Origin of the sequence: Pseudomonas sp. NFACC04-2 (assembly GCF_900119265.1) — a bacterium.
GTDB classification, from domain to species: domain Bacteria; phylum Pseudomonadota; class Gammaproteobacteria; order Pseudomonadales; family Pseudomonadaceae; genus Aquipseudomonas; species Aquipseudomonas fluorescens_AA.
On record NZ_FPJC01000029.1, the window covers coordinates 1 to 24,470 of the forward strand.

The window sequence follows — 24,470 nt, forward strand, 5'->3', positions numbered from 1 at the left end:
TCTGTCAAGCGGTTATTTTCAGAAATTTTCAAAGCTTCGCTTCGGAAACCTTAACAACTTCAACCACTTGCGCTTCCGATCTCTCGTTAGCGGGAGGCGAATTCTACAGCGTTACTCGCTGCTGTCAACACCTCTTTTTCACCGCTTTCGACCGAGAAGATCGAACCGCCGATAAAGCCAAACAACACCGCTCTACCTGCTCCTTCCGGACTTCGATGAACTGAAGCCCTGCACCTTCGAAACCTACTTAACTCGTTGAATCTCAAGGAGTTTTCCGTTTCGACTGCGCCGGAAGTGGGGCGAATTATAGACTTCCAGAATCTGCCGTCAACCCTTAATTACGCTTTTGTTGCAGAAGAGACCTTCCTACCCAGCAAACGCGGGATCCGACGCATAACCGGCGGGACTCTCAGCATCAACAGTACGGCCCCAGTAAAGGCGTATATCGACCACTCCTTCAAATCAGCCCGCACGATCCACAACATATGCAGCAGCCCAAGCCCCAGAATCAGATACACCAAGCGATGCAATTTCTTCCAGCGCACGCCAAGCCGCCGCTGGCTGTAGCGATTGGAAGTGACGGCCAGCGCCAACAAGCCGAGAAACCCAAGCGCCCCAACAATAATGTAAGGCCGCTTGCTCAACTCGACGCCCAACTGCGACCAGTCGAACCCCAGTATGAACGCCGCATACCCGCTTAAATGCAGCACCACATAAGCAAAGCACCACAACCCCAACTGGCGCCGGACCGCAATCCACCCCGCCCACCCCGTCATTTTTTGCAACGGCGTCATGCTCAAGGTGATCAACAGCAAAATCAGCGTCCCCAACCCGAGCCGATCCACCAGCACTTTGCCCGGGTCAGGGCCCAACGCATTCATCAAGGCCTCGTAAAGCCAGAGCAACGGCCAGACTGCCGCGGCGATGAAGACGCTCATTCGCCAGACTGGAAAACGCATCAGTAGTCCTTCCTCAGGTCCATCCCTGCATATAAAGAAGCAACTTCATCCTGATAGCCGTTGAACATCAGCGTATCCCGTACATTGGGACTGAACAGCCCGCTCGGCAAACGACGTTCACGTGCCTGGGTCCAGCGCGGATGATCGACCGTTGGATTGACGTTGGCATAAAAGCCGTACTCGTCAGACGCAATGCTCTGCCAGGTGGTCTTTGGCTGCTCGCTCACCAAGCTGATGCGCACGATGGACTTCACACTTTTGAAACCGTACTTCCACGGGACCACCAAGCGCAGCGGCGCGCCGTTCTGATTCGGCAACTCCCGCCCGTACATCCCAACCGCGAGGATGGCCAACGGGTTCATCGCCTCATCCAATCGCAAGCCTTCCACATACGGCCAGTCGATCAAGGCGAAGCCAGAACGCTGCCCCGGCATGACCTTGGGGTCCTGCAAGGTTTCGAAGCGGATGTACTTGGCCTTGGAGGTCGGTTCGACCTGCTTGAGCAATGCCGAGATGGGAAAACCGATCCACGGAATGACCATCGACCAGGCCTCGACACAGCGCAGTCGATAAATCCGCTCCTCCAGCTGATAAGGCTTCATGAAGTCTTCCAACCCATAGCGCCCCGGCTTACCCACCTCCCCGTCCACCACCACGCTCCAGGGTTCCGTCTTCAAGGAGCCGGCATTGGCTGCCGGATCCCCCTTATCGGTCCCGAACTCATAGAAGTTGTTGTAATGGGTCGCATCTTTGAACGGTGTGATGGGCTCGTTCTTGACCGTGACCGCCTCCCACTGGATGGAGGGCAATTTCTCGGCAAACCAGGACGGCGCCTTGCCCGGCTCGACCTCGGCATAACGCGCCGCTTCGGCAGCGCCGGCCCATCGCGGCAAGCTGCTCACGGCGAGACCCGCCATGGTTGCACCGAGCATTTGACGACGGGATAGATAGAGGGATTCGGGCGTGACGTCCGATTCACGGCATTCGGACGACTTGGGGATCTTGATCAGCATGACAACTCCGCAGTATTGGAGGGCAGATGCACCAATAGACTGCGGAGTATGGGGGAAATTACATTAAGGCAACGTTTAGCGTCGGCGAAGACGCAACAAATATTGCACCGGGCCGGAAGCGGCATAGGCGAGGAATACCAGCAGCAGGATACGCGGCGGATCACTGAACACCACCGCGAATACCAGCACCACTGCCAAAATCGCAACGAATGGCACACGCCCCTTCAGATCCAGTTCCTTGAAGCTGTTGTACTTGATGTTGCTGACCATCAGCATCCCGGCCGCGGCAACCAGCAGCGCCACCAGGAACGACATTTTTGAACCCTGGATGCCGTAGTCGCTGAATGCCCAGACCACACCGGCCACGACACCCGCCGCGGCCGGACTGGCCAGGCCGATGAAGTAACGCTTGTCAGCCTTGCCGACCTGGGTATTGAAACGAGCCAGGCGCAACGCCGCTCCCGCCACATAGATGAAGGCAACCATCCAGCCGACCTTGCCCATGTCCCCCAGCGCCCAACCGAACGCCAGCAAGGCGGGAGCCACGCCAAAGGCGACCATGTCGGACAGTGAATCGTACTCGGCGCCGAACGCGCTCTGGGTATTGGTCATGCGGGCGACGCGCCCGTCCAGGCCATCGAGCACCATGGCGACGAAGATGGCAATGGCGGCGAAGGCGAAGTAACGGCTCGCCCCTGCGCTATCACCGGCACTCAAGGCAGCCTGGGCACTCATGGAGTTGATAATGGAATAGAAACCGGCGAACAGGTTCGCGGTGGTGAACAGATTCGGCAGCAGATAGATGCCACGATGCCGGACCTTACGGCCTTCAGCGTCATGGCCTTCTTCGACGTGCTCATCGATGGGCAACAGGCTTTCGGCGTCAGGAGCCTGGTTTGGCTCGTCGGGACGTTCGTTCATGGGCAATACCTTGCAACGGTGTGAAAAAATTCGACAGGTGTCTGGGACGACGGTTCGGCCGCAAACGATGCAGCTTTATACCAGAAGCCATCGCCCAAACGAAAAAACGCGGCCAAGGCCGCGTTTTTCGACTCAAGTTCGCGACTTAGTTCTTCGCTTTGTCGACGATCTTGTTGGCACCGATCCACGGCATCATCGAACGCAGTTGCTCGCCGATGATTTCGATACCGTGGGCGGCGTTGTTGCGACGCTTGGCGGTCATCGAAGGATAGCCGGTGGCGCCTTCGCTGATGAACATCTTGGCGTACTCGCCGTCCTGAATACGTTTCAGGGCGTTGCGCATGGCCTGGCGGGACTCGGCGTTGATGACTTCCGGACCGGTCACGTACTCGCCGTATTCGGCGTTGTTGGAGATCGAGTAGTTCATGTTGGCGATACCGCCTTCGTACATGAGGTCAACGATCAGCTTCAGTTCGTGCAGGCACTCGAAATAGGCCATTTCTGGCGCGTAGCCGGCTTCAACCAGAGTTTCGAAACCGGCCTTGACCAGCTCGACGGTACCGCCACACAGAACGGCCTGCTCGCCGAACAGGTCGGTTTCGGTCTCGTCCTTGAAAGTGGTTTCGATAATGCCGGTACGACCGCCACCCACGCCAGCAGCGTAGGACAGGGCCACGTTCTTGGCGTTGCCGGACGCATCCTGGTAGATCGCGATCAGGTCAGGGATACCGCCGCCCTTCACGAACTCGGAACGCACGGTGTGACCCGGGGCCTTCGGCGCGATCATGATCACGTCGAGGTCGGCGCGTGGCACAACCTGGTTGTAGTGGATCGCGAAGCCGTGGGAGAAGGCCAGGGTGGCGCCTTTCTTGATGTTCGGCTCGATTTCGTTCTTGTACAGCGCCGATTGGAACTCGTCCGGGGTCAGGATCATGACCAGGTCGGCTGCGGCAACGGCAGAAGCCACGTCGGTCACTTTCAGGCCGTGGGCCTCGGCCTTGGCAACGGTGGCCGAGCCTTTACGCAGGCCGACGGTCACGTCAACGCCGGAATCTTTCAGGTTGCACGCCTGGGCGTGACCTTGGGAGCCGTAGCCGATGATGGCGACTTTCTTGCCCTGGATGATCGACAGGTCGCAGTCTTTATCGTAGAAAACTTTCATGAATTTCCCCTATATCCGGCCATTCAGGCCATTCGCTAATTTGGTTTAGATGCTCAGTACTTTGTCGCCACGGGCAATCCCGGTGACGCCACTGCGTACGGTTTCCAGAATCGAGGCAGTGCCGATCGATTGGATGAAGCTGTCGAGCTTGTCGCTGGTACCGGTCAACTGAACGGTATAGACGCTGGCGCTGACATCGACGATCTGCCCCCGATAAATATCGGTAGTACGTTTGATCTCGGCGCGCTGGGCACCGGTGGCCTTGACCTTGACCAGCATCAGTTCACGCTCGATGTGAGCGCTTTCCGACAGGTCCACCAGCTTGACCACCTCGATCAGCTTGTTCAGGTTCTTGGTGATCTGCTCGATGATTTCATCGTGCCCCACGGTGGTCAGCGTCAGACGCGACAGGGTCGGGTCTTCGGTTGGCGCCACGGTCAGGCTTTCAATGTTGTAGTTGCGCTGCGAGAACAGGCCTACAACACGAGACAGCGCACCCGGTTCGTTTTCCAGAAGCAAGGAAATAATGTGTCGCATGATTAGGTACGCTCCGTCTTGCTCAGCCACATATCGCGCATGGAGCCGTCTTTGATCTGCATCGGGTAGACGTGCTCGCTGGTGTCGACCGCAATATCGATCACCACCAGGCGATCCTTCATGGCGAACGCTTCCTCCATCTTCGACTTCAAATCCTTCGATTCGGTGATGCGCACGCCAACGTGACCGTAGGCCTCCGCCAGCTTGACGAAATCAGGCAGCGATTCCATGTAGGAGTGCGAGTGACGGCTGCCGTAGCTCATGTCCTGCCACTGGCGAACCATCCCCAACACACCGTTGTTCAGGATCACGATCTTCACCGGCAAACCGTACTGCAGGCAGGTGGACAGCTCCTGGATGTTCATCTGGATGCTGCCCTCGCCAGTGACGCAGGCGACGTCGGCATCCGGGAAGCTCAACTTGATACCCATGGCCGCCGGGAAACCGAAGCCCATGGTGCCCAGGCCACCGGAGTTGATCCAGCGGTTGGGTTTGTCGAACTTGTAGTACTGCGCGGCGAACATCTGGTGCTGCCCCACGTCGGAGGTCACAAAGGCATCGCCCTTGGTCACTTCGCACAGGGTTTCGATCACGGTCTGCGGCTTGATCACACTGCCGTCGCCCTTGTCATAAGGGAACAGGCCGCGATCGCCGCGCCATTCATCGACCTGCTTCCACCAGCTGGCCACGGACTCCTTGTTCGGAACCTCGCCGATTTCCTTGAGAATGGCGACCATTTCGGTCAGCACGCTCTCGACAGGACCGACAATTGGCACGTCTGCCTTGATGGTCTTGGAGATGGACGCCGGGTCGATGTCGATATGGATGATCTTGGCGTTCGGGCAGAACTTCGCCGGGCCGTTGATCACACGGTCGTCGAAACGCGCGCCGACCGCCAGGATCACATCGGCGTGGTGCATCGCCAGGTTGGCGGTGTAGCTGCCGTGCATGCCGAGCATGCCGATGAACTGACGGTCCGTGCCAGGGAACGCGCCCAGGCCCATCAGCGTATTGGTGACCGGCAGGTTGAGCATTTTTGCCAGTTCGGTCAGCGGCGCCGAGCCACCGCCGAGGATCACGCCGCCACCGGAGTACAACACAGGGCGCTTGGCCGCCAGCAGCATTTCGGCTGCCTTGCGGATCTGCCCGGAGTGACCACGGACCGCCGGGCTGTAGGAACGCAGCTTGGCTTTTTTCGGGAAGATGTATTCGAACTTCTCGGCCGGGTTGGTCATGTCTTTCGGGACATCGACCACGACCGGGCCTGGACGACCGGATTCAGCCAGGTAGAAAGCCTTCTTCATGACTTCCGGGATTTCCGACGCGTGCTTGATCATGAAGCTGTGCTTCACGATCGGCCGGGAGATACCGATCATGTCGGTTTCCTGGAACGCATCGGTGCCCACCATGGTGCTGGGCACCTGGCCGGAGATGATCACCATCGGGATGGAGTCCATGTACGCGGTGGCGATACCGGTGATGGCGTTCGTGGCGCCAGGGCCGGAAGTCACCAGGACCACGCCGGCCTTGCCGGTAGCACGGGCATAACCATCAGCCATATGGGTGGCCGCCTGTTCGTGACGAACCAGGATGTGGGTCACTTCCGGTTCTTTGAACAGGGCATCGTAGACATGAAGAAGAGCACCACCGGGGTACCCGTAGATATATTTGACGCCTTCGTCACGCAAAAAGCGGACGAGCATCTCACCGCCAGATAAAAGCTCCACGTTGTTCACCTCTAAAACGCCAGAATACCGACCCACGAAAAGGGGACGGGTCTTAATAGGTTTACTTCTCGGCAGAGCATGAGCGACGGTGGTCGCCGACTACGTCAGCACTGACTGAGCAAGTATTGGGATCGTCCCAAGTGTTGCGGGCCTTTCCCACCCAGCGCGAGGTAACGCGTTGCGGGTGTAACAGGTCGGCGCGGATGTGCGCCTCATGATCTGCCGAGTGGGTCTGCTTCTGGCAGTCCCTCTACAGCGGACTTTGGATTCTTCTGTTTCGCCTCCTTCAAGTCAAGTCGTCTATGTGCTTTATTCGAAGTAAGCGCATGAGAACGCAAGAAAAAACCCTTAAACGGCAACTGTGTTAGCTTCAATTGCGCAACCCAAGACAAGGAAACAGCATGCGAATGATCTTCTTGACGGCCAGCCTGCTGGTTGGCCTGAGCCCGATAGGCATGGCCGCTCAGGTCTACAGATGGGTGGATGCCCAAGGTGTCACCCACTTCGGATCCCAGCCACCCCAGGACGCAGAGGCCACGACCGTGATCAAGTCCTCGCCATCTGTCGCCAAGCCGCCCGCACCTCCTTCCGGCGGCGTCATTGGCGACCAGAAGGCGATCGATAAAGAGGTCAAGAAACAGATTGCCGAGCAGGAAGCCCAGCTCAAGGCATTTTGCGAGCAGGCCAGGACCAACCTGGCGCAGTTGCAGAACAATCCGCGGGTACGTGAAGACGTAGAAGGGGAAATGCGCCGCCTCAATGACGAAGAGCGGCGCCAGCGCATCGAGGAAACCCGCAAGCAGATCGATGAGCACTGCCAGTAACGTCGGTCAGCCGACGTTGCTGATCATCTGATCGAACTGCGCCAACAGCCGCTGCAATCCCACGCCCTGCCCGGGTCGCTGGGCATAGACCATCTCGGCCATGGCCAGGATGCCCGAGGCGTTGGGCAGCGGCAGGTCGTTTTCCAGGATGGCTTTCATTCTGGGCAGGAAAATCCATTGCAGCCACTGCTCGAAATCCAGGGTATCGACCGCGAACGGCTCCACACTGGCCAGCGCCTCGGCCGAAGGCGATACCTCGCTCCACCAGCCCTGGACCCGCAGCTCCCGCTCGATCAGCAGCAACTGATCGGCGATTTGGGGAAAGCGCGTATCCATCAGAGCGAAACCTTGGCCTTTTGACGGGCCAACGCCGCGCCAGCGGAGTCGCCTTGTTTCTCACGGGCCTGGGCGATCAATTCCCACAGGCTGGCCTGAAGTGCCGGGCGACCATTGGAGAATGTCAGGCCACGGCGGGCCAGTTGCTCGGCTTGCGGCGCATCGCCTTGGGCCATGCGCACCTGGGCCAGGCGATAAAGCACCTGGGGTTCGCGCGGCGCTACACGCTGGGCGCGCTCCAAGCTGGAAGACGCACCGTTGAGGTCACCGCCGGCCTGTTGCTGTTGCGCCGTGGTCAGCAGGGCCAGCACCGGGCCGTCCAGTTGTTCATCGGCGGACAAACCACCGGAACTTGCCGAGGGGACGCTGCTCGGCGTCGAAGGCATGCTGTAGCTGCCCTGATCGATCGGCGAAGTTTCGATAGGCCCTGGCGTGATCGGGCCCGGCGTGATCGGCGTGCTGCTGATCGGAGCCGAGGTTGTCGCACCACCGCCGGGCACCATCACGACGACACCGGTGTCACCCTGCGGGATGGCCTGGACCTGGCCCTGCGTCGGCCGCTTCACCGTCGTTTGACGGAAACCGCCGCTGGCCGAAACCCGCTCGCTGTTGGACACAGCCGTGCCAGAGTCAACGACCGGAATCGAACCGCGTTGTACAGTAGAGCAACCACTGAGCAAAGCCACGGCCGTTATCGCTGGAATCAACCACTTGTTCACTTGAAACCCTCTTTGCTTAATTCATCCAGTCCTTGACCCAATCCATCACCGATTCGGCGGGATTCGTGCCGCCACAGGCTGCACCGGGTGGCGGTTCGCTGCCGCGAATATACGGCATCTGTACGGCGCCCGGGCAATTGGCGTCGGAGCCTTGGCCAGTACGCGAATCGACCCAGGCCTGGACGATGTTGTCCGGTTGCGGCATGTCCAACGGCAGGGGGTCGGCCTTGCGCATGAAACTGGTCCAGACCTGCAACGCGCCAGTGGCGCCGGTGAACGGGGTCTTGCCGTTGTCATCGCGTCCGAGCCAGACCACTGCCAACAAGTCCTGGCTGAAACCGGCGAACCAGCTGTCGCGCGAGTCGTTACTGGTACCGGTCTTGCCCGCCAGGGTCAGGGTCCTGGGCAACACGTTATAAACCGAACTGCCGGTACCTTCACGCATGACCCGTTGCATCGCGCTCTGGATCAGATAAATGGAAGCCGGATCGAAGCGCTGCTGGATCTGGAACGGATAACGCTTGAGCGGCTCGCCATCAGCCGTCAGCACGCTGCGGATTCCGCGCATCGGCGTATTGAAGCCGCCGTTGGCCAGCGTCTGGTACATGGCGGCCACCTCGATCGGCGTCAGGCCGCCAGCCCCCAGCAACATCGATGGGAAGGCCGGGAACTCGCGGCTCACCCCAAGCCGTGCCAGGGTCTTGAGGACATTCGGCACGCCGACTTCCAGCCCGAGGCGAGCCGTCGACAGGTTGTAGGAATGCGCCAACCCCTGATACAGGAACACCGTGCCGTGGGAACGACGATCATAGTTCTGCGGTTTCCAGACCTGGCCATCCGCGCCCTTGACCGAGAACGTCTCGTCCGATAGCCAACTGGTCAGCGTGTACTGGCTCGGTTTCTCCAAGGCAGTGAGGTACACCGCCGGCTTGATCAGCGAGCCAATCGGACGCACCGCATCCAGGGCTCGGTTGAAGCCGGCGAAACTGGCCTGGCGGCTGCCGATCATGGCTTGGACCTCGCCGGTTTCCGGGTTGGTCACCACCATGGCCGCTTCGACTTCGTCGGCGCCCTTGCGTCCGCCCAGCCGTTTGAAGGTGTCCTCGACCGAGGCTTCGGCCTTCATCTGCAGGATCGGGTCGAAACTGGTAAAGATGCGCAGGCCTTCTTCGGTCAAGTCTTCGTCGCGGTAGTCTTCCCGTAGCTGACGCTTGACCAGGTCCATGAAGCCGGGGAACGAACTGTCCGCCAGGCTGCCACGCTTGGTCACGCCCAACGGCATCTTTTTCGCGGCTTCAACTTGCTCGGCCGTCGCCACACCTTGTTGTTGCAGCAGGTCGAGCACCAGGTTGCGCCGCTCGAGGGCACGTTCCGGATTGCGACGCGGGTTGTAGGAAGACGGTCCCTTGACCATGCCCACCAGCAACGCCACCTGATGCAGCTTGAGCTCGGACAGCGGCTGGCTGAAGAAAAACTGGCTGGCAAGGCCGAAACCGTGCACCGCCCGTTGACCGTCCTGGCCGACGAAGACCTCGTTGAGGTACGCCTCCAGAATCTCCTGCTTGTCGTAGTGCAGCTCTAGCAACAGCGCCATCATGGCTTCGGTGAGCTTGCGAGTCAGGCTGCGCTCGTTGGTCAGGTAGAAGTTCTTGACCAACTGTTGGGTCAGGGTACTGCCGCCCTGGCGCATATGACCCGAGGACGTGTTGACCCAGACAGCCCGAGCAATCGACTTGGGCGAGACGCCAAAGTGATGATAGAAGTCGCGGTCTTCAACGGCGATCAGCGTATCAAGCAGGAACGGCGGCACCTGATCGATCTTGATCAGAATCCGATCCTCAAGGTTCTTGGGATACAGGCCACCAATGAGCAGCGGCTCAAGACGCACTACCGACAAGCTGGCATTGTTGGCGCCGGTCAGCGCGGCCACATAGTCACCGGAAAAACGCACCCGCACCGGTTGCGCCTGTTCCATGCCTTCATAGAACTGGAAACCACGGGTGTTGAGGTCGATGGTATTGCCATTGACCGAGGCCGCACCCGGACCATTGGCCACGCTTTCACGGCGATAACCCAAGGCATCGAGTTCGGTCAGGAAGTCGTCCTTGCTCAGCTTTTGTCCGACGAACAGCTCCAACGGCCGGGCATAGACCTTGGCCGGGATGGTCCAACGCTTGCCGGAGAATTTCTCCTGGACCACGGCATCGAGATAGACCGCAAAACCGGCGAGCACGACGAGGCCCACCAGGCTGAGTTTAAGGGCCCAGCCCAGCCAGGGCCGCAGGCGGCTGGCGGGTGGTTTCTTGGGGGTACGGGGGGATCGGGTACGAGTCATGGCGGCGGATTATACGCACTTTGCCGCGGTTCAACATGAGCCCGCCACGCGGTTTGCGTTAGCGCGGCTTGCCGCCATAATGACGGCCTTGAATTCTCCCAGACTCTGAAGGACCGCCCGTGAGCCAATCCCTGATCGCCGCCCTGCAAAACCCGGCCCTCTACCCGCATCCCGTCGAAGCGTTCCAGGTCATCGAAACCCACATTTCCTGGGTATTGCTCACCGGGCCATACGCCTACAAATTCAAAAAGCCGGTCAACTTCGGTTTCCTCGACTTCACGAGCCTTGAGGCGCGCCAGCATTTCTGCGGCGAAGAGTTGCGCTTGAACCAGCGCCTGACCCAAGACCTGTACCTGGACGTCCTGCCGATTACCGGTAGCGTCGAAGCGCCACAACTGGGTGGCGACGGTCCGGCCATCGAATACGCCCTGAAGATGCGTCAGTTCCCACAAAGCCAATTGCTCAGCACTTTGCAAGCCAACGGCGAACTGACCACCGCGCACATCGACGAGATGGCCGCCCAGATCGCCCGGTTCCACCTCTCCACGCCCAAGGTGCCAGCCGAAAACGCCGCCGGCACTCCGCAAAGCGTGATGGCGCCGGTGCTGCAGAACTTCGAGCAGATCCGTCCGTTCCTCAACGACAAGGCCGACCTGCTGCAACTCGAAGCGTTGCAAGCCTGGGCCGAAAGCAGTTTCGAACGACTCAAGCCGCTGCTCGCCCAGCGCAAGACCGAAGGCTTCATCCGCGAATGCCACGGTGATATCCACCTGGGCAACGCTACCTTGATCGACGGCAAGGTGGTGATTTTCGACTGCATCGAATTCAACGAACCGTTCCGTTTCACCGACGTCTACGCCGACACCGGCTTCCTGGCGATGGACCTTGAGGACCGTGGTCTCAAGTCCCTGGCGCGGCGCTTCGTCAGCCAGTACCTGGAACTGACCGGCGACTACCAGGGCCTGGAGCTGCTGAACTTCTATAAAGCCTACCGCGCCCTCGTCCGGGCAAAAGTCGCGCTGTTCAGCATGCCGGCCGAAGCCGATCCGGTGCAGCGCGCCACCACCCTGCGCCAGTACCGCAACTACGCCAACCTGGCCGAAAGCTACAGCACCATTCCTTCGCCTTTCCTGGCCATCACCCACGGTGTTTCGGCCGTTGGCAAAAGCCATGTCGCGATGCGCCTGGTAGAGGCACTGGGCGCCATTCGCCTGCGCTCGGACGTGGAGCGCAAACGCCTGTTCGGCCAGCAACAGGTGCCCAACGATCCACAAGCCGGCATCTATGGCAGCGACGCCAGCAGCGCCACCTACGCCCGCCTGCATGAAGTCGCCGCGGCGATCCTGCGCGCCGGATTCCCAGTAGTGATCGATGCCACCTACCTCAAATACGATCAGCGCGACGCTGCGGCAAAAGTTGCCGAGGCCACCGGCGCTCCGTTCCTGATCCTCGACTGCGACGCGCCGCAAGCGGTCATCGAAAGCCGGCTGGCACAGCGCCAAGCCGACCAACAAGACCCCTCCGATGCGAATCTGGCAGTCATCGCCGCACAACAGTCCAGCCGTGAAGCCCTCACCCCGGCGGAAATTCTCTGCAGCAAACGGGTCCAAACCAACGAAAGCGGTACGCTCGACGTCGTGGTCGCGCAGATCCGCCAGCGCCTGCCAGGCCTGTAGATCACTATTTCGGCCGTGAAGCGATGCCCGGCTTCACGGCCGTCAAATAGTGGCACTATACTGGCGTCATAAAACCAACAGGTGATATGAAATGAGCCTTCCCAAACTTCTCACTACCCCGCTTTATGCCTTGCTGCGCAAAGATGATATCGCCGGATTCAACAGCGAACGCCCACAAGGTCCGGTCGACATGCGCGGCGGCGATTTTCGAGGGCTTGATCTGCGGGAACTGAACGCGGACGACGTTGACTTCAGCGACGCCTACTTCCGCTCCGCCGATTTACGCGGCATCGATTTTCGCAAGTCGTCACTAGAGGGCGCGAGCCTGGCCCATGCGCAGATATCCGGCGCCTACTTTCCGCCCGAGCTGTCTGCGGATGAAATCTTGATGTCGATGAACTTCGGCACCCGGCTGCGCTACCGCACCCGCTGACGGTGCCTGAACCGCGCCGGCCAACGCGCGGACCTGCCACGACCGAACAGACCTCCAGCGCCCCCGCTTGCGCTGGAGAATGCAGCCTTTTTCCCTCCTCATCGTGCGTAATGCATTAGAAGCTTTTGCATCTAATCCCACCAAAGAATCACGCTTTTCCTACTGACCGCTACACTGCTCAGAAGCTTGCCCACCGCACCAGTCGGCCGTCGCAAGGAGGCTCGATGAATGATGAACTGCAACACCTGAAGAATCTGGGCAAGACATCGGCCCAGTGGCTGCACGCCGTGGGTATCCACAGCGCTTCTGATCTACGCCGGCTCGGGGCGGTGGACGCCTATCGCGCCGTGCGCACGCGCGGCTTCCGGGCGTCCAAAGTGTTGCTGTACGCCATCGAGGGGGCGTTGATGGATGTGCATTGGAACGACATTCCCGCTGAACGCAAGGAAGCCCTGAATAAACAACTGGACGCCATTTCGACGCGTCACAAAGTCTGATACCCCTTTCGTTTCCAGTGCGAACCCTGGCCGCGAGGTTATTTCGACGAATCGCAAAAACAATGTTTGACATGGTAATGAGAATCGCTATGATTACCACATCCAGTCGCGAGACTGGTCGATATTTGAACAGCCCTTGGTTCGGACTCTCAGATATCTCCTCATCAGGCTAATCACGGTTATTTGACCCGGCTCTTGCCGGGTCTTTTTTTGCCTGCGATATCACTTACCGACGTGTTCGCGCATCTGCGCACAATAATCCTGGGGCGGCATGGCCGGGGTATACCACACGTAGTCCGCCATGGCCGACGTCACGTCACTACCCTCCTCGGCCAACATCAGGACGATCGGTGCCTCGCTGGCGCCAAGGTCCAACGCGTGCAGCGGCACGCCGACATCTTTTCGCCCATGCCAGGCGCCTGCGAACAACAATGCCGGTGTCGGCGCTTGCAGCAGGCGTTCGGCCATGCGCCGGTCACGCTGTTGCTGCACGGCCAGCATCGGCGGCATTTGCGATTCCGGCAGCAAACCGCAGTGAGATTCACGGATCTGTCCCAACAACGCGTCCTTCACCGTGGCGGCATTGGCGCGAGCGCCCATCAAGCTGGGCGCATGCCGATAGAAACGCTGGATCTCGGCGGCGTCCAGATTGGCGGCCAGCAACGGATAGCGTTGCGCCAGGGCAAACTCGACGACGGGCCCGTACAGGCTCCAATCCCAGCCGGGGGACCAGGCCAGCGCGTCGGGCAGGTCCTTGGGCAAGGCGGGCAGTTGGCGGAGCGAATCGACGCGCGGCTGTTGGGAGGGGGTGAGCATTTCCAGCAACAGGCTGCCCTGGGCCCGCTGTCCGGCCAAGGCCTGGAGCAGCCATAGCTGCAGCGCGTGGTGGTCAGGATTGTCGTGCCGCTCCCCCACCACCACCCGAGGCGCCTTCGCCAGGCGTTCGACCAGTGCCCGGGGCGTCACGGCCTGGCCGTTGTGCAAATCACGGATCCGTCCGTCGAGCGGGGGCGGAGCGATGCTCTGGCACGCCGTCAGTACACTCAATGCCAGAATCAGGAGCAGGCGCACGTCCGTATCCTCCAGGACGCCCTCAGCGGGCAATGATCAATGGATGCCCGCGCTCTGGATGGTCTTGCACCAGCACATCCAGGCCAAACACCGCCTTGAGCGGTTCCGGGCGCAGTACGTGCCGGGGCGTGTCCAGGGCCACCGGCCGACCGGACGCGAGCAGCAACAGGCGATCACAGTAACGCGCCGCCAGGTTCAGGTCATGCAGGATCACCAGCACGGCAGCACCGCGACCGGCGAATTCACGCACCGCCTGGAGAATGGTGTGCTGATGCAACGGATCGAGCATCGAGGTCGGCTCGTCCAGCAGCAGGGTCTGCCCCGCTTCCCCCGGCCACAACTGCGCCAACACCCGTGCCAGATGCACCCGCTGGCGTTCGCCGCCGGACAACGCCAGGTAACTGCGGCCGTGCAGATGCGCGGCGTCTGCCGCTTGCAGCGCCGCGGCGACGATTTGCTCGTCGCGCAACCGGCCACTCTGATGCGGCAGGCGCCCCATGCCAACGACTTCCTCGACGCGAAAGGCAAAATCCAGGGTCGAGGACTGCGGCAAGACCGCCAGGCGACGGGCGCGCTCGGCACCCTGCCATTGGGCCAGTGGACGGTCTTCGAGCCAGACCTGCCCCTGGCTCGGCCGCAATTGGCCACACAGGCCCGCCAGCAAGGTACTTTTGCCCGCACCGTTGGGCCCTAGCACGCCGAGCACTTCGCCGGGGTTGAGCAGCAGATCGATGTCCGCCAGCACGGTTTTGCGGCCACGCTGAATGTGCAGGTCTTGTGCTCGCAACATCAGGCGCGCCCTCGTACCAATAGATAGAGGAAAAACGGCGCGCCGATGAAGGCCGTGACGATGCCGATCGGCAATTCCGCGGGGGCCAGCGCCAAGCGTGCCACCAAGTCGGCGAGCAACAACAGGCTTGCCCCCGCCAACACTGAAGCGGGCAGCAACACACGGTGGTCGGGGCCGGCCACCAGGCGCACCAGATGCGGCACCACCAGCCCGACGAAACCGATCATGCCCGCCGCCGCCACCGCCGCGCCAACCCCCAGGGCCGTGCAAAAAACCAGTTCACGCTTGAGGGCTTCGACGTTGACGCCCAAATGGGCTGCCTCGGACTCGCCCAGCAACAGCGCATTGAGCGCCCGGGCCCGGCGTGGCAGCCAGAGCGCCACGCCGGCGCTGACCAGCAACAGCGGCCATAACCTCGCGTAACTGGCGCCGTTGAGACTGCCCAGATTCCAGAACGTCAGGGTGCGCAAGGTCGCGTCGTCCGCCAGGTAGGTGAATAGGCCGACGGCGGAACCGGACAGCGCGGTCAGGGCAATGCCGGCCAGGAGCATGGTCGCGACATGGGTCTGGTCATTGCGGCGACCGAGGCGATAGACCAGTGCCGTAACGCCGAGCCCGCCAAGAAACGCACACAACGACAACACGTAAGGGCCAAAGGCTTCGGGCAACCCACCCAGCCCCGAGCCACCGACAATGGCGAAGGCTGCACCCAACGCCGCACCGCTGGACACGCCCACCAATCCCGGGTCTGCCAGCGGGTTACGGAACAGCCCCTGCATCGCCACGCCGGACAACGCCAACACCCCGCCCACCGCCAAGCCCAGCAGGGTGCGCGGCAAACGGATCTGGCCGAGGATCAGTTCGGCCTGCTCCAGGCCATCGGCGGCCACCGGCAAGCCCAACAGGCGCAAAGCGGCGCGCAAGGTGTCCAGCAGCGGCAGGCTCACTGGCCCCAGGGCCAGGGACAGCCAGGTCGCCAGCAAACACAGCAGACCCAGGCCGATAAATAAAGTGCGCGGCTTGACCAACGAAGTCATGGCGCCGAGGCCGGCTCAGCCGGATAAAAGCCTGCCGTCAGTTTCACCAGGCTTTGCGGCAACCGCGGGCCCAATCCGCCCACCAACAGCGTCGGGTCAAGCTCCATGATGCGCCCGTCCCTGGCGGCCCGGGTCGAGGAAAGGATCGGATTTTCCCTGAACAGCGCCGCACGGGCCTCTTCCCCACTCAAGGCACGGTCGGCGAAGACCAGCACTTCAGGATTCAGGCCGGCCAGGGTTTCCACAGAAAAAGACTTGTAACCGCTGTGGGTCGCCAGGTTGTGACCGCCGGCCTCCTGCAACAGCCAATCGGCAGCCGTGCCCTTGCCAGCGACCAGCGGCTTGCCACCGGAACTGCCGACCAACAGCAATACGCCGGGCGCCTTTTGCTTGCGCTGGGCCTCGGTCACCCGGGCATGCTGCTGGGTGAGCTGTTCCTGATAACGGTCGAACAACCGTGTCGCCTCGGCCTGCGCCCCCAACAATTGCCCCAGGTGCTGCAAGTTGCCCTGCAGGGTCGGCAGGTCTGGCGTGGCCGAGAACAATTCGACCTTTACGCCGGCGCTGCGGATTTGCGCCAGCACCGGTGGCGGCCCCATTTCCTCGGTACCCACCAGGATCTGCGGACGCAGGCTCAATACGCCCTCTGCGGACAGTTGTCGCTGATAGCCAATGCTGGGCAGGGCCCGCAAGGATTCAGGATGCTGGCTGGTGGTGTCCACGCCCACCAGTTTCGACTCACCCCCCAGCACGCTGACCCACTCTGACAAGGCGCCACCGGCGCTGACCCAACGCTGCGGCGATTCAGCCGCGCTGGCCCCCTGGTTGACCAACAGTGCGACACAGAGCGCAACAACGCGGGTATTCAGGCGCATCGGGCAGCTTCCTCATAGAAGTTTTTCGCAGGACCGGGCCGGGCCAAGTATCCTCAACCACCTGCGAAGGAGGCGCCATTTGATAATTGTTTTCATTTGACCGTCAAGGGTGGATCTTTTGCCACACGAAACCTGTGGGAGCGAGCTTGCTCGCGATAGCGGCCTATCAGTCACTGAGAGGTTGAATGTGCCGCCGTCATCGCGAGCAAGCTCGCTCCCACAGAGGCTCACTCCGACAGATATATAGAGACACACATGAAGTTTCTTTGTACCGCCGCTGAACTGCCCGACAACGGCAGTCGCGGTTTCGACCTCGATGGGCGCAAGGTGCTGGCCGTGCGACGCGCCGGCCAGGTGTATGCCTATCTCAACCGCTGCCCGCACCGGGGCGTGCCGCTGGAATGGCAACCCGACCAATTCCTCGACCCCAGCGCCAGCCTGATCCAGTGCGCCACTCACGGCGCGCTGTTCCTGATCGAGAACGGTGAATGCGTGGCCGGCCCCTGCGCCGGTCAGTTCCTGGTCGCGCTAGACAGCCGGGAGGACGAGCAAGGCATCTGGGTCGAACGGTAGCGGTTCGAGCAACACTGGCAACGCACGGTCCACCCACATCTGCTCGGGCGTCAACGTAACTCCGTAGGCCAACACTTCCACCCCCGCCGCCACCGCATCACGCAGGGCTGCGGCGTATACCGGGTCGATCTCGTGTGCCGGGCGCACGGCCTCGATGCCACTCAGGTTCACGCAATACAGCTGCACCGCCCGCACACCTTCCCGGGCCAGGCAGGCGAGTTCCCTCAGGTGCTTGGCTCCGCGCAGCGTGACCGCATCGGGAAACGCCGCCACCTGGGTGCCATCGAAACCCAACGTGACACTTTTGACTTCGACCCAGGCCGAGCCTTGAGCGTAGTCCAGGCGAAAATCGATGCGACTGTTTTCCACACCATAAGCCACTTCACGCTTGAGCCCGGTGAACCCGTTCAGCTCACTGATGACCCCGGCGCGCAAGGCTTCTTCGACCAAGGCGTTGGCCCGGGCGGTATTGATGCAGGCCAGCCGCCCTTGAGGGGTTTCGCCGATTTCCCAGGTGCCGGGCAACTTGCGCTTGGGGTCGCTGGAGCGACTGAACCAGACGCGCGCGCCTTCAGCCATGCAGTTGAGCATCGAGCCGGTGTTGGGGCAGTGAATAGTGAGGAGTTCGCCGTGAACGGTCTCGATATCAGCGAGAAAACGCTTATAACGTCGAATCAGACGACCTTCTTCCAACGCAGGGGAAAAACGCATCAGCCTTGCCAGCTCTGCAGTCCACGTTCGATTCGTGCCACCGCTTCCTGTAGCCGCGGCAAGCTCTGTGTGTAGGCGAACCGCACATGGTGGCTGGCCTGATGACGGCCGAAATCCAGACCCGGGGTGAAGGCCACATGTTCGGTTTCCAGGAAATGCTGGCAGAACGCAAAGGCATCGCCGCCGAAGGTGCTGATATCGGCATAGAGGTAAAACGCCCCTTGCGGCTCCACCGCGATACCGAAGCCCAATTCCCGCAAGGCCGGCAGCAGAAAGTCGCGACGCAGCGCGAACTCGGCCCGCCGCTGCTCGAAGATTTCGATGGTGGCGGGCTCGAAACAGGCCAGGGCGGCGTACTGGGCCATGCTTGGCGCACTGATGTAGAGGTTCTGCGCAAGTTTTTCCAGCTCGCCGATGGCCGCCGAAGGGGCCACCAACCAGCCCAGCCGCCAGCCGGTCATGCCGAAATACTTGGAAAAACTATTAAGGACAAAAGCGTCGTCGTCGACTTCCAGCACACTGGCGGCGTCGGTGCCATAGGTCAGGCCGTGATAGATCTCGTCCACCACCAGATGGCCGTTGTGGCCCTTGATGGCCTTGGACAAGCCTGCCAGCTCGTCCCGGGTGAGAATCGTCCCGGTCGGGTTGGCTGGCGAGGCCACCAACGCACCGACGCTGTCCTGGTCCCAATGACGGTTCACCAGGTCCGGCGTCAATTGATAGCGCACATCCGGCCCCACGGGCACCAATTGCGCTGCGCCTTCCACCAGGCGCAGGAAATGACGATTGCACGGATAGCCGGGGTCGGCCAACAGCCAATGCTTGCCCGGGTCCACCAGCAAGGCGCTGGTCAGCAGCAACGCGCCGGAGCCGCCCGGCGTGATCATGATGCGTCGAGGGTCGATGTCTACCCCGTAGCGCTGCCCATAGAAATCCGAGATAGCCTCGCGCAACTCGGGAATGCCACGGGCCGCGGTGTAACGGGTCTTGCCCGCCGCCAGCGCGGCCTGGCCGGCCTGGATGATCGGTTCGGCGGTGGTGAAGTCCGGCTCGCCGATCTCCAAGTGGATGACGTCATGCCCGGCGGCTTGCAGTTCGTTGGCGCGAGCCAACAGCGCCATCACATGGAAAGGTTCGATGGCGCGGCTGCGCGCACTGTAGGGCTGAGCCATTGGCCTTCCTTCAGGGGAAAAAGAACCGATTCTACCCAACTCGGGAACAACTGCGGGAACGCGCGCGAGGCCAAAGCGGTCTGAGCCCTCGAATTGCCGGAAATGACTCCCGCGATTGGCCCAGGCTTGACTAGAATCAAGCATTGAGCAGGTTTACATCCCCACCGAAGCGAACCCGGCCACGTTTTACAGACCCCGGCCGCCGCAGGCTCGACAACCGGGAGTAGCGCGGCCCGATTTGATCTGGTAAGTTCGCCCGCTTGCAGCCGCAGGGCCGGCAGGTGTCGGTGATGGAGCAATCCTGCGTAGTGGATTACAAGAGTAGAGGCGGTCCATTCATGCCCACCCAAGCAAAGCAAAATCAAAATCAGTCGCTCAGCGGGTTTGAGCCTTACGTCCCGCAAGCTGGCGAAGAGTATATGGGCGCCCCCATGCGCGCGCACTTCACCAAGATCCTGAACAAGTGGAAACAGGACTTGATGCAGGAAGTCGACCGCACCGTGGATCACATGAAAGACGAAGCGGCCAACTTCCCCGACCCGGCCGACCGTGCCAGTCAGGAAGAAGAGTTCAGCCTCGAACTGCGCGCCCGTGACCGTGAGCGCAAGCTCATCAAGAAAATCGACAAGACCCTGCAACTGATCGAAGACGAAGAATACGGTTGGTGCGAGTCCTGCGGCATCGAGATCGGCATTCGTCGCCTGGAAGCCCGACCGACCGCCGACCTGTGCATCGACTGCAAGACCCTGGCGGAAATCAAGGAAAAACAGGTCGGCAAGTAGTCGCCGGGGCTGTTATCGAAACGGAGCGTTCATACGCTCCGTTTTTTGTTTCCGATATTTTCCCAAGCTTCGATGCCCCTGTGGGAGCGAGCTTGCTCGCGATAGCGGTGGGTCAGCCAACAGTGATGTGACTGACAGATCGCTATCGCGAGCAAGCTCGCTCCCACAAGGGGATATGCTTTGTTGAAGAGATTGCATGCCTACCGCCCGGACCCAGTAACCTTCGCCCTATGACTGCCTACATCGGACGCTTCGCCCCCACCCCCAGCGGCCACCTGCATTTCGGTTCGCTGGTCGCCGCCCTGGCATCGTACCTGGATGCCCGGGCCGTGGACGGGCGCTGGTTGCTGCGCATGGAAGACCTCGACCCGCCCCGGGAAGAACCGGGCGCGCAAGCGGCGATTCTCAAGGCGCTGGAAAGCTACGGGTTTGAATGGGACGGCGAAATGGTTCGCCAAAGCGAGCGCCATGACACCTACGACCAAGTCATCAACCGGCTGTTCAGCCAGGGCCTGGCCTATGCCTGCACCTGTTCGCGCAAGCAACTGGAGGCGTACCGGGGCATTTATCCGGGCCTGTGCCGCAATGCCGGGCACGACACCAAGGACGCCGCCATCCGCCTGCGCGTCCCCGAGCTCGAGTACCACTTCATCGACCGGGTCCAGGGCGAATTCCGCCAGCACCTGGGCCGTGAAGTCGGTGATTTCGTGATCCGCCGCCGCGACGGACTCTACGCCTATCAATTGGCCGTGGTCCTGGACGACGCCTGGCAAGGGGTGACCGATATCGTGCGCGGCGCCGACCTGCTGGATTCCACGCCGCGCCAGCTCTACCTGCAAGAACTGCTCGGGTTGCCACAACCGCGTTACCTGCACGTGCCGTTGATCACCCAGCCCGACGGGCACAAACTCGGCAAATCCTACCGTTCACCGCCACTGGCGGCCGACCAGGCCACGCCACTGTTGCTACGGGCGTTGCGCGCGCTGGGCCAGCAACCGGGCCTTGAACTGGTCGACGCCAGCCCACGGGAACTGCTGGCCTGGGGCATTCGCCACTGGGACGCGGGCAAGATCCCGCGCACACTGAGCCTGCCCGAAGCGCAAATACGTTGACGGCCCTTGCAGCTTGGCGCCCATCCGTTACCATCGCCGCACGTTTTCGGGCACGCGCATAAATTAGAGAGGCCGGGATGTATATCTATCGCTTGGTCCTGCTCCTGGTAGTGGGGATTTACTTGTTCTCCCCGGCCATCATGGATTGGTGGATCGATGCCACGGGTGCCTGGTATCGGCCGTATCTGCTCTGGCTGATCCTGATTGTCGTGACCTTCATCCTGCAGAGCCAAAAAGATGCCGATGAGCTTTAGCCTGACCCAGATGATCCTGATCAGTGCCGCCTACCTGGCGGTGCTGTTCGGCGTGGCCTGGATCAGCGAACGGGGCATGATTCCCCGGGCGATCATCCGCCACCCGCTAACCTACACCCTGTCGCTGGGTGTCTATGCCAGCGCGTGGGCGTTCTACGGCACGGTCGGGCTGGCCTATCAGTACGGCTATGGTTTCCTCTCCAGTTACCTCGGTGTATCGGGCGCGTTCCTGCTGGCGCCGGTATTGCTCTACCCGATCCTGAAAATCACCCGCACTTATCAACTGTCCTCCCTGGCCGACCTGTTCGCCTTTCGCTTTCGCAGCACCTGGGCCGGCGCCCTGACCACGATCTTCATGCTGGTCGGGGTGTTACCGTTGCTGGCCCTGCAAATGCAGGCCGTGGCCGACTCCATCAGCATCCTGACCCGCGAGCCGGTCCAGCACCGAGTAGCGTTGAGTTTCTGCGTGCTGATCATCCTGTTCACGATTTTCTTCGGTTCCCGGCACATCGCCACGCGGGAGAAACACGAAGGTCTGGTATTCGCGATCGCCTTCGAGTCGGTGATCAAGCTGATCGCCATCGGCGGCGTCGGTCTTTATGCCCTGTATGGCGTGTTCGACGGCCCGCAACAGCTGGAAGTGTGGCTGCTGCAGAACCAGACCGCCCTCGCCGCCTTGCACACGCCCTTGCAGGAAGGCCCGTGGCGCACGCTGTTGCTGGTGTTCTTCGCCTCGGCCATCGTGATGCCGCACATGTACCACATGACCTTTACCGAAAACCTCAACCCGCGCTCGCTGGTGAGCGCCAGTTGGGGCCTGCCGCTGTTCCTGCTGCTGATGAGCCTGGCGGTGCCGCTGATTCTCTGGGCCGGCTTGAAGCTGGGCGCCAGCACCAACCCGGAATATTTCACCCTGGGCATTGGCATCGCCGCCAACAGCAAGGCCCTGGCCTTGCTGGCCTACGTCGGCGGCCTGTCGGCGGCCAGCGGCTTGATCATCGTCACCACGCTGGCCTTGTCGGGGATGGCCCTCAACCATCTGGTGCTGCCGCTCTACCAGCCACCGGCCGAAGGCAACATCTACCGCTGGCTGAAATGGACCCGACGGGCGCTGATCGTCGCGATCATCATGGCCGGCTACGGTTTCTACCTGATGCTGGGCGACGGGCAGGACCTGGCCAACCTGGGCATCGTCGCCTTTGTCGCCACCTTGCAGTTCCTGCCCGGCGTGTTGTCGGTGCTGTATTGGCCAACCGCCAACCGCCGCGGCTTCATCGCCGGCCTGCTGGCGGGGATCCTGGTATGGCTGGTGGCAATGCTGCTGCCGCTGATGGGTAACTTGCAGGGTTTCTATATTCCGCTGCTGAACATGATCTACGTGCTCGACGACACCAGTTGGCATATGGCGGCCATCGCTTCCCTGGCAGCGAACGTGCTGATGTTCACCCTGATCTCACTGTTCACCAACGCCAGCAGCGAAGAGGCCAGCGCCGCCGAAGCCTGTGCGGTAGACAATGTTCGTCGTCCGCAACGCCGCGAGCTGCACGCCGCCTCGCCCCAGGAGTTCGCCACGCAACTGGCCAAGCCCCTGGGCGCCAAAGCCGCGCAAAAGGAAGTCGAACAGGCCCTGCGCGACCTTTACCTGCCCTTCGATGAACGCCGCCCGTATGCCTTGCGTCGCCTGCGGGACCGGATCGAGGCCAACCTGTCCGGCCTGATGGGCCCCAGCGTGGCCCAGGACATGGTGGAGACGTTCCTGCCCTACAAGGCCGGCGGCGAGAACTATGTCACCGAAGACATCCACTTCATCGAAAGCCGCCTCGAGGATTACCACTCGCGCCTCACCGGCCTGGCTGCCGAACTGGACGCCTTGCGCCGTTACCACCGCCAGACCCTGCAGGAGCTGCCGATGGGCGTGTGTTCCCTGGCCAAGGACCAGGAGATCCTGATGTGGAACAAGGCCATGGAGGAACTGACCGGGATCGCCGCCCAGCGCGTGGTCGGTTCACGCCTGAGCACCCTGGGCGAGCCATGGAAAGGCTTGCTGCAAGGCTTCATCGACCTGCCTGACGAGCACCTGCACAAACAACACCTGGCCCTCGACGGCCAGACCCGTTGGCTGAACCTGCACAAAGCGGCGATCGACGAGCCGTTGGCACCGGGCAACAGCGGCCTGGTGCTGCTAGTGGAAGACCTGACCGACACCCAGATGCTCGAAGACAAGCTGGTCCACTCCGAACGACTGGCAAGCATTGGCCGGCTGGCCGCCGGGGTGGCCCACGAAATCGGCAACCCGATCACCGGCATCGCCTGCCTGGCGCAGAACCTGCGCGAAGAGCGCGAGGACGACGGCGAGTTGACGGAAATCAGCGGCCAGATCCTCGAACAGACCAAGCGCGTGTCACGCATTGTCCAGTCGCTGATGAGCTTCGCCCATGCCGGCGGTCACCAGCACAATGACGAGCCCGTCTGTCTGGCCGAAGTGGCCCAGGATGCCATTGGTCTGCTGGCCCTCAACCGGCGCAATTTCGAGGTGCAATTCTTCAACCTGTGCGACCCGGACCATTGGGTCGATGGCGACCCCCAGCGGCTCGCCCAGGTGTTGATCAACCTGCTCTCCAACGCGCGGGACGCCTCACCGGCCGGCAGCGCGGTGCGGGTCAAGAGCGAAGCCTTCGAACACACGATCGACCTGATCGTCGAAGACGAAGGCAGCGGTATCCCACAGAACATCATGGACCGATTGTTCGAACCTTTCTTCACCACCAAGGATCCTGGCGAAGGCACCGGTCTGGGCCTCGCACTGGTCTATTCCATCGTTGAAGAGCATTATGGACAAATCACCATCGACAGCCCGGCCGATGTTCAGAGCCAACGCGGCACCCGTATTCGGGTGACCTTACCGCGTCATGTCGAAGCGACGTCCGCTGTGAACTGAGACCGTCGAGAGAATC

Annotated in this window: 24 protein-coding genes and 1 pseudogene; 10 read left to right on the forward strand and 15 right to left on the reverse strand. The window is 61.4% G+C overall.

Annotated elements, in window-relative coordinates; translation table 11 throughout:
• Positions 1–224 (forward strand): annotated as a pseudogene (locus BT125_RS29575) (hypothetical protein); the annotation flags it as partial.
• Positions 225–338: 114 nt separating this feature from the next.
• Here BT125_RS29575 and msrQ read toward each other — a convergent pair.
• The 6 genes from msrQ to BT125_RS25865 all read right to left on the reverse strand — a co-directional run bounded on the left by msrQ (position 339) and on the right by BT125_RS25865 (position 6,319).
• Positions 339–959, reverse strand: coding sequence for a protein-methionine-sulfoxide reductase heme-binding subunit MsrQ (msrQ, locus tag BT125_RS25840; RefSeq protein WP_072411700.1), 621 nt, complete (start codon positions 957–959; stop codon positions 339–341).
• Entirely contained in the window at positions 959–1,972 is a 1,014-nt protein-coding gene (msrP, locus tag BT125_RS25845; protein WP_072411702.1) for a protein-methionine-sulfoxide reductase catalytic subunit MsrP, read from the reverse strand. Before msrP ends, msrQ begins: the two co-directional genes overlap by 1 nt.
• Positions 1,973–2,047: 75 nt before the next feature.
• Positions 2,048–2,893, reverse strand: a complete 846-nt coding sequence (gene pssA, locus BT125_RS25850; RefSeq protein ID WP_072411704.1) for a CDP-diacylglycerol--serine O-phosphatidyltransferase — start codon at positions 2,891–2,893, stop codon at positions 2,048–2,050.
• Between the two features lie 145 nt (positions 2,894–3,038).
• Positions 3,039–4,055: a ketol-acid reductoisomerase gene (gene ilvC, locus BT125_RS25855; RefSeq protein WP_003185459.1), complete on the reverse strand. Its 1,017-nt coding sequence runs from the start codon at positions 4,053–4,055 to the stop codon at positions 3,039–3,041.
• A 45-nt stretch (positions 4,056–4,100) separates the two neighbouring features.
• Positions 4,101–4,592, reverse strand: a complete 492-nt coding sequence (gene ilvN, locus BT125_RS25860; protein ID WP_003205610.1) for an acetolactate synthase small subunit — start codon at positions 4,590–4,592, stop codon at positions 4,101–4,103.
• Between the two features lie 2 nt (positions 4,593–4,594).
• The gene (locus tag BT125_RS25865) at positions 4,595–6,319 is read right to left on the reverse strand and encodes an acetolactate synthase 3 large subunit (protein WP_060743130.1); all 1,725 of its coding nucleotides are present in this window, start codon (positions 6,317–6,319) and stop codon (positions 4,595–4,597) included.
• Positions 6,320–6,720: 401 nt separating this feature from the next.
• Between BT125_RS25865 and BT125_RS25870 the strand changes: the two genes are divergently transcribed.
• Positions 6,721–7,143, forward strand: a complete 423-nt coding sequence (locus BT125_RS25870) for a DUF4124 domain-containing protein (protein ID WP_072411706.1) — start codon at positions 6,721–6,723, stop codon at positions 7,141–7,143.
• 6 nt (positions 7,144–7,149) lie between these two features.
• Here the strand turns inward: BT125_RS25870 and BT125_RS25875 are convergent, their stop codons facing one another.
• Genes BT125_RS25875 through mrcB form a run of 3 tightly spaced genes read right to left on the reverse strand, consistent with a single transcriptional unit; the run spans position 7,150 to position 10,533 of the window.
• Entirely contained in the window at positions 7,150–7,479 is a 330-nt protein-coding gene (locus BT125_RS25875; RefSeq protein WP_060740604.1) for a YqcC family protein, read from the reverse strand.
• Entirely contained in the window at positions 7,479–8,198 is a 720-nt protein-coding gene (locus BT125_RS25880) for a tetratricopeptide repeat protein (protein WP_072411709.1), read from the reverse strand. The genes BT125_RS25875 and BT125_RS25880 overlap by 1 nt, the downstream gene beginning before the upstream one ends.
• A 16-nt stretch (positions 8,199–8,214) precedes the next feature.
• Positions 8,215–10,533: a penicillin-binding protein 1B gene (gene mrcB / locus BT125_RS25885; RefSeq protein WP_072411710.1), complete on the reverse strand. Its 2,319-nt coding sequence runs from the start codon at positions 10,531–10,533 to the stop codon at positions 8,215–8,217.
• 119 nt (positions 10,534–10,652) lie between these two features.
• On the opposite strand from mrcB, the gene BT125_RS25890 reads away from it, so the two are divergent.
• The 3 genes from BT125_RS25890 to BT125_RS25900 all read left to right on the forward strand — a co-directional run bounded on the left by BT125_RS25890 (position 10,653) and on the right by BT125_RS25900 (position 13,139).
• Entirely contained in the window at positions 10,653–12,209 is a 1,557-nt protein-coding gene (locus BT125_RS25890) for a bifunctional aminoglycoside phosphotransferase/ATP-binding protein (RefSeq protein ID WP_072411723.1), read from the forward strand.
• A 91-nt stretch (positions 12,210–12,300) separates the two neighbouring features.
• Complete coding sequence (locus BT125_RS25895; RefSeq protein WP_072411725.1) at positions 12,301–12,642, forward strand: pentapeptide repeat-containing protein; 342 nt, start codon at positions 12,301–12,303, stop codon at positions 12,640–12,642.
• Positions 12,643–12,866: 224 nt separating this feature from the next.
• On the forward strand, positions 12,867–13,139 hold the full coding sequence (locus BT125_RS25900) for a TfoX/Sxy family protein (protein ID WP_072411727.1): 273 nt from the start codon (positions 12,867–12,869) through the stop codon (positions 13,137–13,139).
• A gap of 222 nt (positions 13,140–13,361) precedes the next feature.
• Here BT125_RS25900 and BT125_RS25905 read toward each other — a convergent pair whose 3' ends face one another.
• Genes BT125_RS25905 through BT125_RS25920 form a run of 4 tightly spaced genes read right to left on the reverse strand, consistent with a single transcriptional unit; the run spans position 13,362 to position 16,912 of the window.
• Complete coding sequence (locus BT125_RS25905; protein ID WP_072411729.1) at positions 13,362–14,210, reverse strand: ChaN family lipoprotein; 849 nt, start codon at positions 14,208–14,210, stop codon at positions 13,362–13,364.
• Positions 14,211–14,232: 22 nt separating this feature from the next.
• Positions 14,233–15,000, reverse strand: a complete 768-nt coding sequence (locus tag BT125_RS25910; RefSeq protein ID WP_072411731.1) for a heme ABC transporter ATP-binding protein — start codon at positions 14,998–15,000, stop codon at positions 14,233–14,235.
• On the reverse strand, positions 15,000–15,983 hold the full coding sequence (locus BT125_RS25915; RefSeq protein WP_170866877.1) for a FecCD family ABC transporter permease: 984 nt from the start codon (positions 15,981–15,983) through the stop codon (positions 15,000–15,002). Before BT125_RS25915 ends, BT125_RS25910 begins: the two co-directional genes overlap by 1 nt.
• A 50-nt stretch (positions 15,984–16,033) precedes the next feature.
• Positions 16,034–16,912, reverse strand: a complete 879-nt coding sequence (locus BT125_RS25920; protein ID WP_072411736.1) for a heme/hemin ABC transporter substrate-binding protein — start codon at positions 16,910–16,912, stop codon at positions 16,034–16,036.
• 255 nt (positions 16,913–17,167) lie between these two features.
• Here BT125_RS25920 and BT125_RS25925 point away from each other — a divergent pair, with 255 nt between their 5' ends.
• On the forward strand, positions 17,168–17,485 hold the full coding sequence (locus BT125_RS25925; protein WP_072411738.1) for a Rieske (2Fe-2S) protein: 318 nt from the start codon (positions 17,168–17,170) through the stop codon (positions 17,483–17,485).
• On the opposite strand, the gene sfsA is transcribed toward BT125_RS25925, so the two are convergent.
• Together sfsA and BT125_RS25935 are read right to left on the reverse strand one after the other, a co-directional pair.
• On the reverse strand, positions 17,441–18,196 hold the full coding sequence (gene sfsA, locus BT125_RS25930; RefSeq protein ID WP_072411740.1) for a DNA/RNA nuclease SfsA: 756 nt from the start codon (positions 18,194–18,196) through the stop codon (positions 17,441–17,443). The two genes, BT125_RS25925 and sfsA, sit on opposite strands and share 45 nt — an antisense overlap.
• Complete coding sequence (locus BT125_RS25935; RefSeq protein WP_072411742.1) at positions 18,196–19,368, reverse strand: pyridoxal phosphate-dependent aminotransferase; 1,173 nt, start codon at positions 19,366–19,368, stop codon at positions 18,196–18,198. Before BT125_RS25935 ends, sfsA begins: the two co-directional genes overlap by 1 nt.
• Before the next feature lie 338 nt (positions 19,369–19,706).
• On the opposite strand from BT125_RS25935, the gene dksA reads away from it, so the two are divergent.
• The 4 genes from dksA to BT125_RS25950 all read left to right on the forward strand — a co-directional run bounded on the left by dksA (position 19,707) and on the right by BT125_RS25950 (position 24,454).
• Positions 19,707–20,150, forward strand: a complete 444-nt coding sequence (gene dksA, locus BT125_RS25940) for an RNA polymerase-binding protein DksA (protein ID WP_003205639.1) — start codon at positions 19,707–19,709, stop codon at positions 20,148–20,150.
• A 230-nt stretch (positions 20,151–20,380) separates the two neighbouring features.
• Positions 20,381–21,262: a tRNA glutamyl-Q(34) synthetase GluQRS gene (gene gluQRS, locus BT125_RS25945; RefSeq protein WP_072411743.1), complete on the forward strand. Its 882-nt coding sequence runs from the start codon at positions 20,381–20,383 to the stop codon at positions 21,260–21,262.
• 77 nt (positions 21,263–21,339) lie between these two features.
• Positions 21,340–21,516, forward strand: a complete 177-nt coding sequence (locus BT125_RS29235) for a hypothetical protein (protein WP_003176118.1) — start codon at positions 21,340–21,342, stop codon at positions 21,514–21,516.
• A complete protein-coding gene (locus BT125_RS25950) occupies positions 21,500–24,454 on the forward strand; it encodes a sensor histidine kinase (protein ID WP_170866875.1) in 2,955 nt (984 codons plus the stop codon). The genes BT125_RS29235 and BT125_RS25950 overlap by 17 nt, the downstream gene beginning before the upstream one ends.
• The last annotated feature ends 16 nt before the right edge of the window (positions 24,455–24,470 follow it).

What these genes read in the sequence shown, in the direction of transcription:
- BT125_RS25925 (WP_072411738.1), top strand. Translation starts at nt 17,168, where the DNA reads ATGAAGTTTCTTTGTACCGCCGCTGAACTGCCCGACAACGGCAGTCGC.
- BT125_RS25895 (WP_072411725.1), top strand. Translation starts at nt 12,301, where the DNA reads ATGAGCCTTCCCAAACTTCTCACTACCCCGCTTTATGCCTTGCTGCGC.
- gluQRS (WP_072411743.1), top strand. Translation starts at nt 20,381, where the DNA reads ATGACTGCCTACATCGGACGCTTCGCCCCCACCCCCAGCGGCCACCTG.
- BT125_RS25920 (WP_072411736.1), bottom strand. Translation starts at nt 16,912, where the DNA reads ATGCGCCTGAATACCCGCGTTGTTGCGCTCTGTGTCGCACTGTTGGTC.
- BT125_RS25875 (WP_060740604.1), bottom strand. Translation starts at nt 7,479, where the DNA reads ATGGATACGCGCTTTCCCCAAATCGCCGATCAGTTGCTGCTGATCGAG.
- dksA (WP_003205639.1), top strand. Translation starts at nt 19,707, where the DNA reads ATGCCCACCCAAGCAAAGCAAAATCAAAATCAGTCGCTCAGCGGGTTT.
- ilvC (WP_003185459.1), bottom strand. Translation starts at nt 4,055, where the DNA reads ATGAAAGTTTTCTACGATAAAGACTGCGACCTGTCGATCATCCAGGGC.
- msrQ (WP_072411700.1), bottom strand. Translation starts at nt 959, where the DNA reads ATGCGTTTTCCAGTCTGGCGAATGAGCGTCTTCATCGCCGCGGCAGTC.
- BT125_RS25935 (WP_072411742.1), bottom strand. Translation starts at nt 19,368, where the DNA reads ATGGCTCAGCCCTACAGTGCGCGCAGCCGCGCCATCGAACCTTTCCAT.
- BT125_RS25910 (WP_072411731.1), bottom strand. Translation starts at nt 15,000, where the DNA reads ATGTTGCGAGCACAAGACCTGCACATTCAGCGTGGCCGCAAAACCGTG.
- msrP (WP_072411702.1), bottom strand. Translation starts at nt 1,972, where the DNA reads ATGCTGATCAAGATCCCCAAGTCGTCCGAATGCCGTGAATCGGACGTC.
- BT125_RS29235 (WP_003176118.1), top strand. Translation starts at nt 21,340, where the DNA reads ATGTATATCTATCGCTTGGTCCTGCTCCTGGTAGTGGGGATTTACTTG.
- BT125_RS25870 (WP_072411706.1), top strand. Translation starts at nt 6,721, where the DNA reads ATGCGAATGATCTTCTTGACGGCCAGCCTGCTGGTTGGCCTGAGCCCG.
- BT125_RS25900 (WP_072411727.1), top strand. Translation starts at nt 12,867, where the DNA reads ATGAATGATGAACTGCAACACCTGAAGAATCTGGGCAAGACATCGGCC.
- BT125_RS25950 (WP_170866875.1), top strand. Translation starts at nt 21,500, where the DNA reads ATGCCGATGAGCTTTAGCCTGACCCAGATGATCCTGATCAGTGCCGCC.
- sfsA (WP_072411740.1), bottom strand. Translation starts at nt 18,196, where the DNA reads ATGCGTTTTTCCCCTGCGTTGGAAGAAGGTCGTCTGATTCGACGTTAT.
- ilvN (WP_003205610.1), bottom strand. Translation starts at nt 4,592, where the DNA reads ATGCGACACATTATTTCCTTGCTTCTGGAAAACGAACCGGGTGCGCTG.
- mrcB (WP_072411710.1), bottom strand. Translation starts at nt 10,533, where the DNA reads ATGACTCGTACCCGATCCCCCCGTACCCCCAAGAAACCACCCGCCAGC.
- pssA (WP_072411704.1), bottom strand. Translation starts at nt 2,893, where the DNA reads ATGAACGAACGTCCCGACGAGCCAAACCAGGCTCCTGACGCCGAAAGC.